This is a genomic window from Streptomyces sp. Edi2, assembly GCF_040253635.1.
GTDB lineage: Bacteria > Actinomycetota > Actinomycetes > Streptomycetales > Streptomycetaceae > Streptomyces.
The window spans coordinates 9082808-9096499 of record NZ_JBEJGX010000003.1; the positions used below are offsets into that span (position 1 = coordinate 9082808).

13 protein-coding genes and 1 pseudogene are annotated in these 13692 nt (G+C 68.7%); 7 read left to right on the forward strand and 7 right to left on the reverse strand.

What is annotated here, in order from left to right:
- Positions 1-48 precede the first annotated feature (48 nt).
- A complete protein-coding gene (locus ABR737_RS43320; protein WP_350257147.1) occupies positions 49-1281 on the reverse strand; it encodes an ATP-binding protein in 1233 nt (410 codons plus the stop codon).
- 120 nt (positions 1282-1401) lie between these two features.
- On the opposite strand from ABR737_RS43320, the pseudogene ABR737_RS44050 reads away from it, so the two are divergent.
- A pseudogene (locus ABR737_RS44050) lies at positions 1402-1628 on the forward strand (IS5 family transposase); the annotation flags it as partial.
- A gap of 24 nt (positions 1629-1652) precedes the next feature.
- Here ABR737_RS44050 and ABR737_RS43325 read toward each other — a convergent pair.
- Positions 1653-2393: a nitroreductase gene (locus ABR737_RS43325; protein ID WP_350256635.1), complete on the reverse strand. Its 741-nt coding sequence runs from the start codon at positions 2391-2393 to the stop codon at positions 1653-1655.
- A gap of 103 nt (positions 2394-2496) precedes the next feature.
- On the opposite strand from ABR737_RS43325, the gene ABR737_RS43330 reads away from it, so the two are divergent.
- On the forward strand, positions 2497-3090 hold the full coding sequence (locus ABR737_RS43330) for a TetR/AcrR family transcriptional regulator (protein ID WP_350256636.1): 594 nt from the start codon (positions 2497-2499) through the stop codon (positions 3088-3090).
- A 492-nt stretch (positions 3091-3582) separates the two neighbouring features.
- Here ABR737_RS43330 and ABR737_RS43335 read toward each other — a convergent pair whose 3' ends face one another.
- Positions 3583-4548, reverse strand: a complete 966-nt coding sequence (locus ABR737_RS43335; RefSeq protein ID WP_350256637.1) for an Lrp/AsnC family transcriptional regulator — start codon at positions 4546-4548, stop codon at positions 3583-3585.
- A gap of 115 nt (positions 4549-4663) precedes the next feature.
- On the opposite strand from ABR737_RS43335, the gene ABR737_RS43340 reads away from it, so the two are divergent.
- Positions 4664-6100, forward strand: coding sequence for an FAD-dependent monooxygenase (locus ABR737_RS43340; protein ID WP_350256638.1), 1437 nt, complete (start codon positions 4664-4666; stop codon positions 6098-6100).
- A gap of 317 nt (positions 6101-6417) precedes the next feature.
- On the opposite strand, the gene ABR737_RS43345 is transcribed toward ABR737_RS43340, so the two are convergent.
- Positions 6418-6771: an alpha/beta fold hydrolase gene (locus ABR737_RS43345; RefSeq protein WP_350256639.1), complete on the reverse strand. Its 354-nt coding sequence runs from the start codon at positions 6769-6771 to the stop codon at positions 6418-6420.
- Positions 6772-7366: 595 nt separating this feature from the next.
- Here ABR737_RS43345 and ABR737_RS43350 point away from each other — a divergent pair.
- The 3 genes from ABR737_RS43350 (at position 7367) to ABR737_RS43360 (ending at position 9494) form a co-directional block, all read left to right on the forward strand.
- A complete protein-coding gene (locus tag ABR737_RS43350) occupies positions 7367-7534 on the forward strand; it encodes a hypothetical protein (RefSeq protein ID WP_350256640.1) in 168 nt (55 codons plus the stop codon).
- Between the two features lie 677 nt (positions 7535-8211).
- A complete protein-coding gene (locus ABR737_RS43355) occupies positions 8212-8574 on the forward strand; it encodes a nuclear transport factor 2 family protein (protein ID WP_350256641.1) in 363 nt (120 codons plus the stop codon).
- Positions 8571-9494 carry a proline iminopeptidase-family hydrolase gene (locus ABR737_RS43360; protein WP_350256642.1) on the forward strand — a complete coding sequence of 308 codons (924 nt, stop codon included), beginning with the start codon at positions 8571-8573 and terminating at the stop codon, positions 9492-9494. Before ABR737_RS43355 ends, ABR737_RS43360 begins: the two co-directional genes overlap by 4 nt.
- Before the next feature lie 175 nt (positions 9495-9669).
- On the opposite strand, the gene ABR737_RS43365 is transcribed toward ABR737_RS43360, so the two are convergent.
- From ABR737_RS43365 to ABR737_RS43375, 3 genes are all read right to left on the reverse strand, one after another.
- The gene (locus tag ABR737_RS43365) at positions 9670-10764 is read right to left on the reverse strand and encodes a winged helix DNA-binding domain-containing protein (RefSeq protein WP_350256643.1); all 1095 of its coding nucleotides are present in this window, start codon (positions 10762-10764) and stop codon (positions 9670-9672) included.
- Positions 10765-10771: 7 nt separating this feature from the next.
- Entirely contained in the window at positions 10772-11803 is a 1032-nt protein-coding gene (locus ABR737_RS43370; RefSeq protein WP_350256644.1) for an aldo/keto reductase, read from the reverse strand.
- Between the two features lie 98 nt (positions 11804-11901).
- Entirely contained in the window at positions 11902-12324 is a 423-nt protein-coding gene (locus tag ABR737_RS43375; RefSeq protein ID WP_350256645.1) for a VOC family protein, read from the reverse strand.
- 153 nt (positions 12325-12477) lie between these two features.
- On the opposite strand from ABR737_RS43375, the gene ABR737_RS43380 reads away from it, so the two are divergent.
- Positions 12478-13506, forward strand: coding sequence for a helix-turn-helix transcriptional regulator (locus tag ABR737_RS43380; protein ID WP_350256646.1), 1029 nt, complete (start codon positions 12478-12480; stop codon positions 13504-13506).
- Positions 13507-13692 lie beyond the last annotated feature (186 nt).

The window sequence follows — 13692 nt, forward strand, 5'->3', positions numbered from 1 at the left end:
TGTGGGCCCGCCGACCGTCAGGTTGGCGGGCCCGGTGATCGGTGACGGTCAGCTGGAGCTCACTGGAGGCGTCTGAGCGGGGCGATGTCGGTGACGCGGCTGGTGATCGTGGGGCGGGCGGCTTCTGGGGTGGCGAGCAGGGCGACGATCGTGACGGGCTGGTCGCAGTGGGGACAGTTCCGGACGGCTGTCGGTGCCAGTGGGTCGATGGGTCCGGGGGCTGTCGGCTGCGAGGCGGGCGGTAGTGTTCGGGGGTGTTCGCCGAGGCGGCGTGCTCGCTCTTCGTCGCGGGTCCGGTTGCGTTGCCTTTCCGACTCGCGACGGCATTGGGGCGAGCAGTAGACCTGGCGGAGTCGGGGGTTGGCGGTGAAGACGCCGTCGCAGGCCGGGCAGGTGTGTGCGGCCAGGCCGGCGGGAGCGCGTCGGTGGGCGGCGCTCTTGCAGCGGGGAGAGCAGTAGATCTGTCTCGGGCTCGGCGTGAACTCGCAGTCGCAGCCTGGGTGGGCAGTTGACTGGTCTGGGATGAGCTGTTCGTTGGGGCCAGGAGACACGTGCGTTGACTCCCTTGCGCATGGCGTCGGCCTGGTTCTGGTGGCCGCGAAGTCGGTAGGAGGGTCCGTCGATTCCTGCGACGGCAGCCCGGTGCAGGAGCCGGTCGAGCATGGCGGCGCGACGGTGGCGTCGCCGAAGGCTCCGGCCCAGTCGGCGATCCCGACGCAGGGCCGAGGCGCCGTCCTCGGGCAACGGCAGGTAGCCGAGCTCGTCGATGATCAAAAGCTTCGGACCTGCGAAGAAGCGCATGCAGGTCTTCCAGCGGCCTTCGAGGGCGGCCTTGTGGCACTTGGCGGCGAGTTCCGCGGCGGTGGTGAAGTAGACGCGGTGGCCGGCATCGACGGCTGCTCGTCCGAGCGCGACGGACAGCATAGTCTTGCCCACTCCGGGCGGGCCGACGAACAGCACGTTGGAGGCGTCGTCGAGGAAGCGGAGGGTGGCCAGGTCGCGGATCAGCTTCTCGTCGACGCCGGGCTGGGCGGCGAAGTCGAAGTCGGCCAGGGTCCAGGGCTCGGGCAGGCAGGCGAACCGTTCCCGGGCGGCGAGTTTGCGGGCTTCGGTGGCCTCGACCTCGATCTCCAGGAGCCGCTCCAGGGCTGCGGTCAGTGACATCCGCTCGGTGCGGGCCTGGTCCAGGACCCTGTTCAATGCCTCAGCTGCGTCGTTGAGTTTGAGGTAGGAGAGGTGGCCTCTGAGCTGCTGGAATCGGCGGGCTTCGCTCACCTGCATCGGTGACGTACTCACTCCGGACTCTCCTCCTGCTTCGGCGAGGGGACACTCCGCAGCCGGTCGGCCACGGCGGCATAGTGGGTCAGGTCGATCACGACCCGTTCGACTGAACTGCTGGCGGCCGACCCGGCACGCAACCGCCAGAAGCTCGGCTTCCGCGGCGGCCGGCCGGCCGCGGAAGCCGCGGCCGGCCGCCGCGCTTTGGTCCGGCCGACTACCGCGAGCGCCCTGCGGTGGAATGCGGCATCAATCGCCTCAAGCGCCACCGTGCTGTCGCCACGAGATACGACAAACTCGCCGTCCGATACGAGGCGACCGTACTGGTCGCAGTCCTCAATGAGCGGCTGCGACCAGCAATTTCGCGACGGACTCTAGCTGTGGAAGGTGGTGGTCGCCTCCAAGGCCGCCCGGTCGGTCGCGACCCGGTTTACCGGCGCGTTCTCGTCTGCGTAGCCGAAGGAGATCCCCACGAGCAGCTTCCCTTCGTCTACGCGGAGTTCGTCGCGGACGGTGTCGGCGTAGAAGCTGAGCAGGCCCTGCGGGCAACTGGCCACGCCATACGCGGTCATGGCCAGCAGCAACGTCTGCAGGTAGGCGCCGGCGTCGGCGGCCAGTCGCGGCCCGCCGTCGCCGGTGACGAACAGAAACGCGGCGTGGGGCGCTCCGTAGAAGCCCATGCTCTCCGCGTCGTAGGCCGCGCGGGCCGGGTGGTCGTCGGGGCCGATGCCCAGCGCTCCGTACAGACCGGCGCCGAAGGCGGCCCGCCGTTCCTGGTGGACGGGGGCGTACATGTCCTCGGAGTACGGGTAGTCGGCCGTGACGCGTCGCTCGGCGTGGGCCGCCCGCAGGGCGTCGGCCAGACGGTCTCGCCGTGCGCCGCAGACAATCTCGACCCGCCACGGCTGCGCGTTGGAGTTGGACGGCGCGGCGCCGGCGAGGGAGAAGACCGCGCGCAACACGTCCTCGGGCACCGGGTCGGGCCGGAACGCGCGGGTCGCGCGGCGCCCGCGGATCAGCTGCTCGGCGTACTCCCACGTTGGTGTCCCGCCCGTCTGCGTCCCGCCGGTAGGTGTCTCGCTCGTGCGTATCTGGGTGAAGACCGGCCCGCTCATGGAACTCTCCTCAGGATCGCTTAAGTAAACAAAATCGTTTACCTGGAAACGCACTATAACCAGCCGCCCCCCTCTGAAGTAAACGAGAACGTATACTTACGTCATGGCCACACTGACGACGGCATCTCGACGGCAGGGGCGCGGAGGGCGGGAGCGCATCCTGGCCGCCGCGGCCGGACTGTTCGCGGTCCAGGGGATCAACGCGACCGGCATGGAGCAGATCGCGGAGCGGGCGCCGGTGTCCAAGCGCACCCTCTACGCACACTTCCGAACCAAGGAGGAGCTTGTCCTCGCCCACCTGAAGGACCTCGCCTCGACGGGGCGCACCCTGGAGGGCGCGCTGGTACGCGAGGACGTCCCGGCCAAGGAGAGAATCCTCGCGCTGTTCGATCCGCCCCCGGCGGGCACGGATCCACTGCGCGGATGCCCGTTCATCGACGCTGCCGTGGAGTTCCCCGACCCGCAGAACGCGGTCCACTCCTACGCCCGCGAACGGAAACTGCTGATGGTGCGACTGGTGGCCAACCTGGTAGCGGAACTGGGCTGCCGCCAGCCCACCGTCCTCGCCGAGCAGCTCGTGACCCTCGCGGACGGCGCCGCCAGCCGCGCCATGGTGCTGGGCGAGGCGGACTACGGCCGGCACGCGCGGACGGCGGCGGAGATCCTCCTGGACAACGCGCTGCCGGCCACGGACTGACGGGCCCCGCCGAGTTGCCGGTATGCCTAGGCCTGTTGTCAAGGCCCCGTCGTTCGACCGAGAGGCAGGCGGGACTTTCGTAACACGACCGAGCAGCAGCTGCAGAACGTTGCCGCCGAGGGCCTGCAGGAGGCAGGCGATCTGCTCCAAGGACCGCAGCCGCCGCGCCGACGGCCTCCTGGTCGAGTTCACGGACATCGACTGTGTCGAACTCGACTTGTGACGGACCGGCATGCGCCGGGGCCGGAACCGCGGAGTTGAGCCGAAGCACGATAGGTGTCACCAAGGCAGAGTGTTGTCACAAAGGCTGTCGGACGGAGCATGCCGGACTGGCCTGTCGGGGGCCGCTGTACAGCCGGCCAGCCGGCCGGTACGGCGCCGGAGTCGGTGACATCCACCATGTTCCGCGCGCTGCTGGTGAGAGGTAGCGCGCCGACCCGGTGACCAGCAGTGTGTTTTTTGTGATCGAAACAGCAGAAAGCTGGTCGGTTGCTACGTCTGGTTCCCTGCCTGCTTGACGGTCTTGATCACTGGTGCCGTTTCGAGGTGTGTGATGGCTGGGAGTGCGGCGATCCGGGTGGTCAGGTACCGGTACAGCTCCCGTTGGTTCGTGCACACCACGCTCGCGTACAGATTGGTCGGGCCGGTCGTGGCGGCGGCGAACGCGATCTCCGGATGCCCGGCCAGCGCCTGACCTGCCTCCTCCAGGTGCGCGGGGGCGACCGAGAGCCAGAGCAAGGTTCGGGCGTGCACGCCGAACATGCGCCAGTCGACGTCGATGTCGAGATAGAGCAAGCCGTGTTCGCGCAGCTCTGTCATCCGGCGCCGCACTGTCGTCGGCGACCAGCCGGTTGCCGCGGCCAACTGCTCGAACCCGGCCCGGCCGTCGGTGGCCAGCAGGGCGAGGAGCTTGCGGTCACCGTCGTCGAGCCGCAACGGTCCCCGTCGACGCGGCACCGGAGGCGGGCTCAGTCGCTCGATCGCCTCCTCGTCCAGCGCCCCGAGTTTACCGACCAGGTTGTCCGGGCCGCCGTAGAAGGCGTGCAGCACGGAGTGCGCGGTCACGCCCTCCACGCGCGGAGTGCGGGGGAGTCTGGCCAGCAGCAGTGCCTCGCTGTCCGCCTCGCTCTCGGTACGGACCACGCAGGTGATCTCGGTTCCGCCGGAGTTGAGACTCACCCAGGAGGTGTCGGGGCGCCTGGCCAGCGCCTCAGCGACCGGGAGCGACGCGGCGGGCGCACATCGCACCCGCAGGAACCACAGGATGGCGCCCAGCACGGTGGGGTCGACCCCGCCGAGCACCCGAACCGCCCCGGCCGACCGCAATCGGGCGTACCGGCGGGCGATGGTGCGATCCGACACGCCGAGAACCTCGGCGATGGTGCTGAACGGAGCACGGCCGTCTATCTGCAGGGCATGCACGAGCCGACGATCCAGCTCGTCGTAGTCGGATTCCACCGAACTGAGGTTAGGCGGTGTCAGATATCTGCGCAATCGAACTGACTTCTGGCTCGGGCGACTCAGCCGACGGAGCGTTGCTGTTGTCCTGATCGACACATCCAGAGGAGAGTTCATGGACACCGATGTGCTCATCGTCGGCGCCGGCCCGACCGGAATGACGTTGGCCAACGAGCTGCTGATGGCGGGGGTGTCGACCGTGCTGGTCGACAAGCTGTCGCAGCGCAGCGACCTGTCCAAGGCAGGCGGCGTGCAGTCCCGCACACTGGAGGCGCTCGACCAACGAGGGCTGCTGGAGCCCTTGCTGGCCACCGGCGACCACCCCGTCACCACTGGCCACTTCGCCGGTATCCCACTCCCGGTCCACTCCAACCGGCACCGTCTGCCATGGCGGTCCGTACCGCAGGTGGTCATCGAGGGATTCTTCGAGCAACATCTCGCCGCGCAGGGCCTCCACGCCCGGCGGGACCACGAACTGGTCGGTCTCGTCCAGGACCACAACGGTGTCACCGCGACCTTCGCCAACGGCGCTACCCTCCGCTCCCGTTACCTCGTCGCGGCCGATGGCGCTCACAGCTCCGTGCGGTCGCTGCTGCGGGCCGGGTTCCCCGGTCAGCCCGGTACGTTGACGATCACCGCCGCCGACGTCCGGCTGGGCGGCGTCGATCCGTCCACGTCGCACACCTGGAACGAGGACGGGCACTGGGCGGCGCTGTTCCCCCTAGGCACCGATCCGCAGGGCAGGCAGCTGCGCCGACTGGTCCTCGGCGGGCCGGGCCGGTCACTGCCGAGGGAGATCCCGGTCACCGAGGACGAAATCCGCCAGGGCCTGAGCACCGTGTTCGGAACGCGGGTGCACCTGCTCGAACTGCGCTACGCCCGCCGTATCACCAACGCGTCACGGCAGGTCGAGCAGTACCGGCACGGTCGGGTGTTCCTGGCGGGCGATGCCGCCCACGTCCACCTTCCGCTCGGCGCGCAGGGCATGAACACCGGGATGCAGGACGCGCTCAACCTCGGTTGGAAACTCGGCGCCGCCGTGCACGGCTGGGCACCCAAGGACCTGCTCGACACGTATCACGCGGAACGGCATCCGGCCGGGGCCGCCGTATTGCGCAACGTCCGGGCACAGAGCCTGCTGATGGACTGGGCCGGCACCCGCGATCCGGACGTGCTGGCCGCCCGGGAGACCTTCACGGCCATGGCCCAACTGCCGGACGCCCAGCGCTATCTCGCCGACCTGATGTCCGGTATGGCCATCCGCTATCCGATGCCGGGCACCGAAACCCATCCGCTCGTCGGCCGGCCCGCACCGGACCTGGACCTCGGCCCGGTCCGGGTGCACGAACTGCTGCGTTCCGGGCACGGCATCCTGCTGGACCCGGCCGACACGTTCGCCAGGGCCGTCGGCCCCTGGTCGGACCGGGTGGAGCGGGTGGGCCAGGGTGCCCACACCGAACCGATGCTGATCCGGCCGGACGGCTACGTGTGCTGGGCCGGCGCGGACGACCCGGAACCGGCGCTCGACCGCTGGTTCGGCGAACCCCGCTGAGCCGACGTTCAGGACGCCGGCCGTCGTGGAGAAGCTGGTGGTCATCAGTGGGTGCTGATGGTGACACATATCGTGCTTCTGCACAGGAGTGACTGAGCGCTTGAGCTGGCGGCAGGGTCCGCAACGTCCGGCGCCGGCCGGGCAGGTCGGGTGCGTCCATGAGGGACAGCCCGTGGGCAGGGGGGCGGACGGAGTCCGCTCGCCCGGTGACGCAGTACCTGGCCACCCTTCCGTTCGGGGAAGGGTGGGCCGGCGCCGATGGGCATCTTTCTTTCGGACGCGGGCGTTCTCGTTCTCGGTGGGCTCGTCCGGGCGGGCTATGCGGTGGCGCGGGCGGCCGACGTCATCCGGGCGAGCGCGGCGCGCGGTGCGGCGTTGAAGCGGTCGGGGCGCTCCTGGTGTGGCGTGTGGCCGGCGCCGGCGATCACGCTGACCGCGGCGCTGGGCGTAAGGGCGGTGCAGGTCTGGGCCGCCTCCAGAGGGACCGAGGTGTCCAGCTCACCGTGGAGGTAGTGGATCGGCACCTGCAGCACCTGCAGCTCGGACAGCGTCGCGCGCAGGTGGTAGTCGTCGGCGGTGGCCTGGTGCTCGTCGATGTAGACGCCGGAGTCCAGGATCTGGCGGACCGCCCAGTCGACGGGCGCGGGCGCGGGGGTGCCCGGCGCGTACACCCCGGCACCCAGCCGGCGGCCGCGCCGACCCGGCGGCGGCGCAGACCGGCTACGAGCTCCGCCTGAGCCTGCGTCGACGGCCAGTACCCCGGGCGTTCAGTTGCACCGTGGATTCGATGCTGCCTCGATTGATGAACGCGTATCCCAGACTCCACTGCTCAACGACCGCGGCACGGCAGTCGTCCACCACGTGTCCGGTAACCCACCGGGCACACTCGACAGCCGTTCAAATCGATGGGTGACTCTGGAACCGCTGGCGCCAATAGCGGTCGGCGCACACCAAGAAGGGGTCCGTGTCGAAGTCGGCGGAGTGGATCTCGAACACGGGCGGGTCCCGGCGTTCACCAGTGCGGCGGACACCTCGTCGCAGACACGGCCGAAGTCCCTTGTGTCCAAGTCACGTGCCCCGGCCAGTTGCGCCGAAACCGCTGCGGCATCCATGCGTCCCCCTTGCCCAGAGCAATCCCACATGCCGCGTTCCCCATCGGAGCCGCACGGTTCGATCCGTCCCCTCGAACATACAGGTGGGGACACATCCCACCGGTTGAGGGCCAGGTTTCTTCCTCACCCTCAGGACATTGTCACAGCAGGCGCGTTGAAGACGGGTTTCGCCGAGATCGACGGTCGTCCCGCGTTCGAGTCGCCGACCATGGCTTCTGATCCGGATGGGTTCCACGGCCAGGGCCTGCCGTACCGGATGACGAACCCCGGGATGGCGCACAACGCTCGGCGCGTGATCCGAGCGGTGCTGGACGAAGGCTGAGGCACACCACTGCGTGTTGGGGACATTTTTGCCGGGGACTCGAACCCAGCCGTCTAACCAGCGGCCGGCCTCGGACTCAGGGGTAAGCGCTGCCCACGCACACCGCATCGGGCGCTGAGGTGACCTGATGTCAGGTCGTGCCCCAACGCACCGGGATCTCGGTGGCGTCTGGCTGGCCTGGCCCCGAGCAGCGCCGGCTCACCGTGCAGAATGCTCTACCTCAAGGACCGGGGGACGGGATGCGACCGCCACGCTCCACGCACGGCTGGCAAGACCGGGCGGGAAAGCTCGCGTGCACAGTCTGCGAGTTGGCACGACACGAACGCAGCCCCGCCGTCCTCGCGGCGCCCACGCCGCACGCGTCCTTGAGGCCAGGGGGCCTGTCGCTGACAAGAGTGGCGGACGGGCATACGAGAGGTGCGGTGCGCTCCAACCTGCTCAGCGGGTCGTCAACCGGCTGCCGCGGAGGCGCCCTTCCGCAGCGCTTCCTGCGGGATCAACTATCGATTCTCCCTCAGGCGATGTCCTCTCGGGCGTGCTGCCACCCCTCTGACTTGCGGTTTTTTCGTGCTTGTTGTCGAACTGCCTGAAGTGCGGAACCAAGTCAAGACTTATCTCTGCGGGCTTTCTTTCCTATGTTTGGGGTCACCGAACCAGTCCCCTCAGAGGAATGTGACATGAGGAAGAACATCGGCGAGATGGCGACCCGGTGCCTGCGGCACCTGGAATCCTATGACTTCGAGGAAGTGCGGGCCATGTGCACGGAGACGGCCACCGTATGGCACAACGACGGTAAGGGAGACCAGACGATCGACGAAAAACTGGAGCAGCTCAAGCCCCTCGCCGACACGGTCGGTTCGCTGCGGTTCGACATAGCACGCCAATTCCACAGCGCGAACGAGGTACTTCAGCAGCACGTTCTTCGTCTGACCATGCCGGACGGGTCGCGGAGTGAGGTCCACGCGGCGATGTACTTCCGGTTCGATGGATATCTCATCGACCGCATGAAGGAGTATTCCTATGAGGTGGGGGCGGCATGACGGAAGGCAGGATTTCCGTACCGGGGGGCAAGGTGTGGTACCGCAGAACGGGCAGTGGTGGTGCGCCGTTGCTGCTCGTCCACGGCGGGCCGGGTTACCCGAGTGACCTGCTGTTCGACGCTTTCGCGCCACTCGCCCAGGAGCGCGAGGTCGTCTGGTACGACCAGCTCGGTGTAGGGCGTTCGGATCCGGTCGACGATATCTCGCTGCTGATGGTGGACCGCTTTCTCGACGAACTGGGCGCGGTTATCGAGGGGCTCGGCCTGGAACGCCCGCACGTCTACGGACACTCCTGGGGAGCGATGCTCGGCCTTCAGTACGCCGCAGAGCGGGCGCCGGAATGGACCAGCCTGGTCTGCGCCAATGGCCTGGCGAGCGTGCCCCGGTTCGAGCAGGAGGTCCGGGACCTGATGGCGAAACTGCCGGGCAACGTACTCGACCGCACCTATGGCCGGGAACTGAGAGGCGAGACAGACGACCCCGATTACTGGGTTGCCCAAGAGGAGTACATGCGCGCGTGCGTGCTGCGCACCTCTTCCGTGAGCCTGGACCCGGAGCTCATGAGTTTGACGACGTTCCGGACAATGACCGGGCATGCGGACTACCACGTGACCGGCACTCTCAAGGACTGGGACATTTTCGACGCACTTGAGCGGATCCAGGTTCCCACACTCGTTCTCGGTGGCGAGTTCGACGAATGTGTTCCCGCGCATCTCGCCGATATCGCCGAAAGAATTCCGGATTCCGAGCATGTAACGCAGCCCGGCGCAGCCCATATGGGATATCTGGAGGAGGAGCCCCTTCGGGAGGCGTACGTCTCCCTCATTCAGGACTACATGGCGCGCGTCGAAGCACGCGTGTCCGAACGAAACCGCCGAGCGGGCGGCACCGTCGGCCGTTGCCGGTGCTGTGCAGCGTGACGGCCGGCCCGGCGCGCGCCGTTCGGCGCCCGAAGCTGAAGGAACCTTCGGCACGGACAGGCGCCCTGACGACTCCCGATGACGCAAGGTCGCCGGGTTTCGTCCCTATCCGCGGGCTGCGCCCCCGCTCGTGGTCGGTGGACCGTTCCGTCAGGTGGAGAGCGGGGCACGATCGTCAGTTCTCGGTGTCGAGGTGGATGTGCTTGATGTCTTCGTCCAGGAAGGTGGCCAGGTCCTGGGCTTCGACGTGGACGGTTTCTTGTTCCAGGGGGGTGAGGGGGCGAAGTGGGGTGATGTCGAGGTGTTCGTTGTGCACGGTCCAGGTGGCGGCGACGTGTCCGTCGACGAGGACGGCGCGTTGGCCTGCGACGGAGAGGCCGAGGTGGGCGTCGTCGATGATGCGGCTGCGGTCGTGGTAGCCGAGGATCGCGTTGTCGAATGCCGGTAGGAACCGCACGGGTGCGGGGGTGTCCGGGTGTGGGCGCGGTGCATCGGGCAGGTCGAGAAGCTCACGGCCGCGTGCGTCGCGGAAGGTGACGAGTTCTTCGCGGAGGGCTTTGACGGCGGCGGGCAGTCCGGCGAGGCCGCACCAGGAGCGGATGTCGGTGGTGGTGGCGGGCCCGTAGGCGGCGAGGTAGCGCCGTACAAGCTGCTGCCCGGTCGGGTCGGTCTCGTCAGGGAAGAGTGGGTCGATGTCGCGCCCGAGCCAGGTGCCCAAGGGGAGGTTGCGTACGCCCGCGGCCTGGTGCCACAGGCCACGGGGCGGAAGTTGGGCCATGGGGATGAGCGCTGCGACCAGCAGCTCGCCCAGAACCCGGCGTGGTGGGCCGGGCCAGCGGCCTTCGAGGGCTTGCACGAGCTCACTCATGGTGCGGGGCTGCTGGTCGGCCATGACTGCTTGGCCTGCGGCGGCGACCTCGTCGACGTCGATGCCGGCCAGTTCACGCCGGTAGGTGCCCAGGACCCGCCCGCGCAGCATGGTGTCGTGGCGGGCTCGCCAGGCGAGCGCGTCGTCGGCGGTGACGAGGTGGATGGTGCGGCGCATCAGGTGCGTGCGCACCACGGTGCGGCCGGTCAGGGCATCGTCCAGGTCCGTGTGCCGGAAGCCGGCCAGGCGGGCGAAGAGGCCGGTGAACGGTTCCTGGGGCTCTTGCGCCTGGAGGCCGCACAGGTGGGCCACCGCCTGGGGCACGGTGGTGTCGCTGCGGGTGAGCAGGTGCTGGCGGGCGAGGGTGGCGCGGTTGAGGGCCCGGGTGTCGAGGACGGTCATGGTGTTCTCAGGCTGCGGCTCGCTCGTGGGGCGGGAGTCGGCGTAGGTCGGTGCGGGTGAGGGCGGCGGGTGTGTAGGAGACGTCCAGAGGGCTGAGATCGGTGCCGGGCGGCACGATGGTGTCGATCGTGTCGAGGAGGCTGTCGCTGAGGGTGAGGCCGGCGCCGGCGAGCAAGTCGTCGAGCTGGTCCATGGTGCGTGGACCGATGATGGCGGAGGTGACGTCGGGGTGGCTGGTGGCGAAGGCCATGGCCAGGTGGGTGAGGGGGTGGCCGGCTTCGTCGGCGAGGGTGAGCAGCTGCTCGACCGCGTCGAGCTTGCGTTCATCGGTGAGGTGTTGGGGGACCCATCGCATGCGCTCGTTGTCGGGCCGCGGGCTGTTCTTGCGGTAGCGGCCGGTGAGCAGGCCCATGGCCAGCGGGCTCCACACCAGCACGCCCATGCCGTGGCGGCGGCAGGTGGGCAGGACCTCGCGTTCGATGCCGCGGTTGAGGATGGAGTAGGTGGGCTGCTCGGTTCGCAGGCGGTGCAGGCCGCGCTGCTGGGACACCCACTGGGCTTCGACGATGTCCGAGGCCGGCAGGTTGGAGGAGCCGATCGCACGGACCTTGCCGGCTCGTAGGAGGTCGGTGAGCGCGGAAAGGGTCTCCTCGATGTCGGTGTGCGGGTCGGGGTGGTGGATCTGGTAGAGGTCGATGTAGTCGGTCTGCAGCCGCTTCAGCGATCCCTCGACCGCCTGGCTGAGCCAGCGCCGGGAACTGCCGCTGCGGTTGGGGCCCTCGCCCATCGGTCCGTTGAACTTGGTTGCCAGCACGACCTCGTCGCGGCGTCCTTTGAGGGCCTTGCCGACGATCTCCTCGGTTTCGCTGTGGCCGTAGACGTCGGCGGTGTCGACGAAGTTGATGCCCGCATCGAGCGCCCGGTGGATCATGCGCGCGCAGTCGTCGTGATCAGGGTTGCCTGCCGGGCCGAACATCATGGTGCCCAGGCAGTAGGCGCTGACTTCGATGCCGGTCCGTCCCAAGTGCCGCATCCGCATGCGGGTGCTTCCTTCCGCTTCTCTAGAGGTTCGGTGACGGGGTGTCCGGGCCGCGCACGGTGGCGGCCCGGACACGTTGTCGAGCCTGACCGGTGGGGTCAGCCGTGGTACGGGGCGGTGACGTCCAGGACCCAGGTGACGCCGAACCGATCGGTGAGCATGCCGTACAGCGGTGCCCACTGCGCGGGCTCCAGCGGGCGCACGACGGTCGAGCCCTCGGCGAGCTTGGCCCACAGGGCGCTGATCTCCTGGGTGTCGTCACCGCGCACGGAGACGAAGAACCGGTTCTCGCCCTGGCTCCAGGGCAGCTGCGAGGGCACGTCGTAGGCCATGACATGGAAGCCGTTGTCGCCGACCACCTCGCCCCACATCACCCAGTCGGCCTCGTTCTCGCTGTGTACGTTGCCGGCGTCCTTGTAGGTGACGGCAACGGTGCGTCCGCCGAAGACGGACCGGTAGAAGTCCAGCGCCTCACGTGCGGCGCCCCGGAAGTTCAGGTGAGTGGTGGTTGCGATGGACATGGCTGTTCCTTGCCTCGATGTGCCGGATACGCGCCGCCGGCGATCCGAGCCGGGCGGCGGTGGCCGTGAGAGGTGCCTCCCGAACGGCTCGTATGCCACGATCACAGCGGTAGAGGACAGGTTGTGTCCGGTACTGCGCGCAGAATGGAGGACATGCAGAAGACGTCCTCCCGGCTGCTCGCGCTGCTCTCGCTGCTCCAGGCCCGCCGTGACTGGCCCGGCGAGGACCTTGCCGAGCGTCTGGGCATCACCACGCGCACCGTGCGCCGTGACATCGACCGCCTGCGCGAACTCGGCTATCCGGTCAAGACCGTCAAAGGACCCGCCGGCGGATACCGCCTGCAGGCCGGCACGCACCTGCCACCCCTGCTGTTCGACGACGACCAAGCCGTCGCCCTGGCCGTCGCGCTGCAGACCGCAGCCACCGGCACCACCCTCGCCGAAGACGCCGCCCGCGCACTGGCCACCCTCCGCCAGGTCATGCCGCCTCGCCTGCGCCACCGCATGGACCTGCTGCGCATCACCACCGTCCAGCCGCCCACGGCCCGCAACACTCCCCAGGCCGGCGCCGAGGTCCTGATGGACCTGAGCCGCGCCATCCATGCCCGCGAGGAACTGCGCTTCGACTACGCCCCAAACGGCTACGCCCCAAGCGACTACGCCCCAGGCACGAGCACCTCGGCCGATGGCCCTCGCCGGGTGCAACCCCACCACCTGATCACCTGGCATCAGCGCTGGTACCTCGTGGCCTGGGACCTCCATCGCGAGGACTGGCGTACCTTCCGCGTCGACCGCATCCGGCCCCGCACACCCACCGGCCCCCGCTTCACCCCTCGTGAACTTCCCGGCGGCGACGTCTCCGCCTTCATCACCAGCCGGTTCCGCGGCAAAGACGGCACCACCACCGACTGGCCCTGCCAAGGCGAAGTCATCCTCCGCCTCCCGGCCGCCGACGTCGCGCCCTTCGCCCAGGACGGAGTCGTCGAGGAACTCGGCTCCCACCACTGCCGACTCACCCTCGGCTCCTGGTCATGGACCGGACTCGCCGCCGCCATCGGACGCTTCGACACCGATATCGAAGTCATCGGCCCACCCCAACTGGCCACCGCATTCCGGGACCTCGCCGCCCGCTACGCCCACGCCGCAGGCACCACAAGACCGGAGACCGGCCCGGCGCGGTGAGAACGGAACTCACCGCGACGCTCAAGTCTCCCGAACCTCCGAGGCCGGCCGGACTGACCCGCCCCCGGCCCTCATTGGATGTTGTTGCCTCGCGACGGCCTGACCTCGGAGATGCGAAGCCGGGTGAGACGCCGAAGCCCGGTCGTCTCACGTGATGTTGTCGGTCAGCCGCGTTTTCGAAGCCGG

Bases quoted from the DNA above. Each gene is read 5' to 3' on its own strand.
- ABR737_RS43380 (WP_350256646.1), top strand. From the start codon at position 12,478: ATGCAGAAGACGTCCTCCCGGCTGCTCGCGCTGCTCTCGCTGCTCCAG.
- ABR737_RS43375 (WP_350256645.1), bottom strand. From the start codon at position 12,324: ATGTCCATCGCAACCACCACTCACCTGAACTTCCGGGGCGCCGCACGT.
- ABR737_RS43325 (WP_350256635.1), bottom strand. From the start codon at position 2,393: ATGAGCGGGCCGGTCTTCACCCAGATACGCACGAGCGAGACACCTACC.
- ABR737_RS43320 (WP_350257147.1), bottom strand. From the start codon at position 1,281: ATGCAGGTGAGCGAAGCCCGCCGATTCCAGCAGCTCAGAGGCCACCTC.
- ABR737_RS43360 (WP_350256642.1), top strand. From the start codon at position 8,571: ATGACGGAAGGCAGGATTTCCGTACCGGGGGGCAAGGTGTGGTACCGC.
- ABR737_RS43330 (WP_350256636.1), top strand. From the start codon at position 2,497: ATGGCCACACTGACGACGGCATCTCGACGGCAGGGGCGCGGAGGGCGG.
- ABR737_RS43370 (WP_350256644.1), bottom strand. From the start codon at position 11,803: ATGCGGATGCGGCACTTGGGACGGACCGGCATCGAAGTCAGCGCCTAC.
- ABR737_RS43365 (WP_350256643.1), bottom strand. From the start codon at position 10,764: ATGACCGTCCTCGACACCCGGGCCCTCAACCGCGCCACCCTCGCCCGC.
- ABR737_RS43355 (WP_350256641.1), top strand. From the start codon at position 8,212: ATGAGGAAGAACATCGGCGAGATGGCGACCCGGTGCCTGCGGCACCTG.
- ABR737_RS43340 (WP_350256638.1), top strand. From the start codon at position 4,664: ATGGACACCGATGTGCTCATCGTCGGCGCCGGCCCGACCGGAATGACG.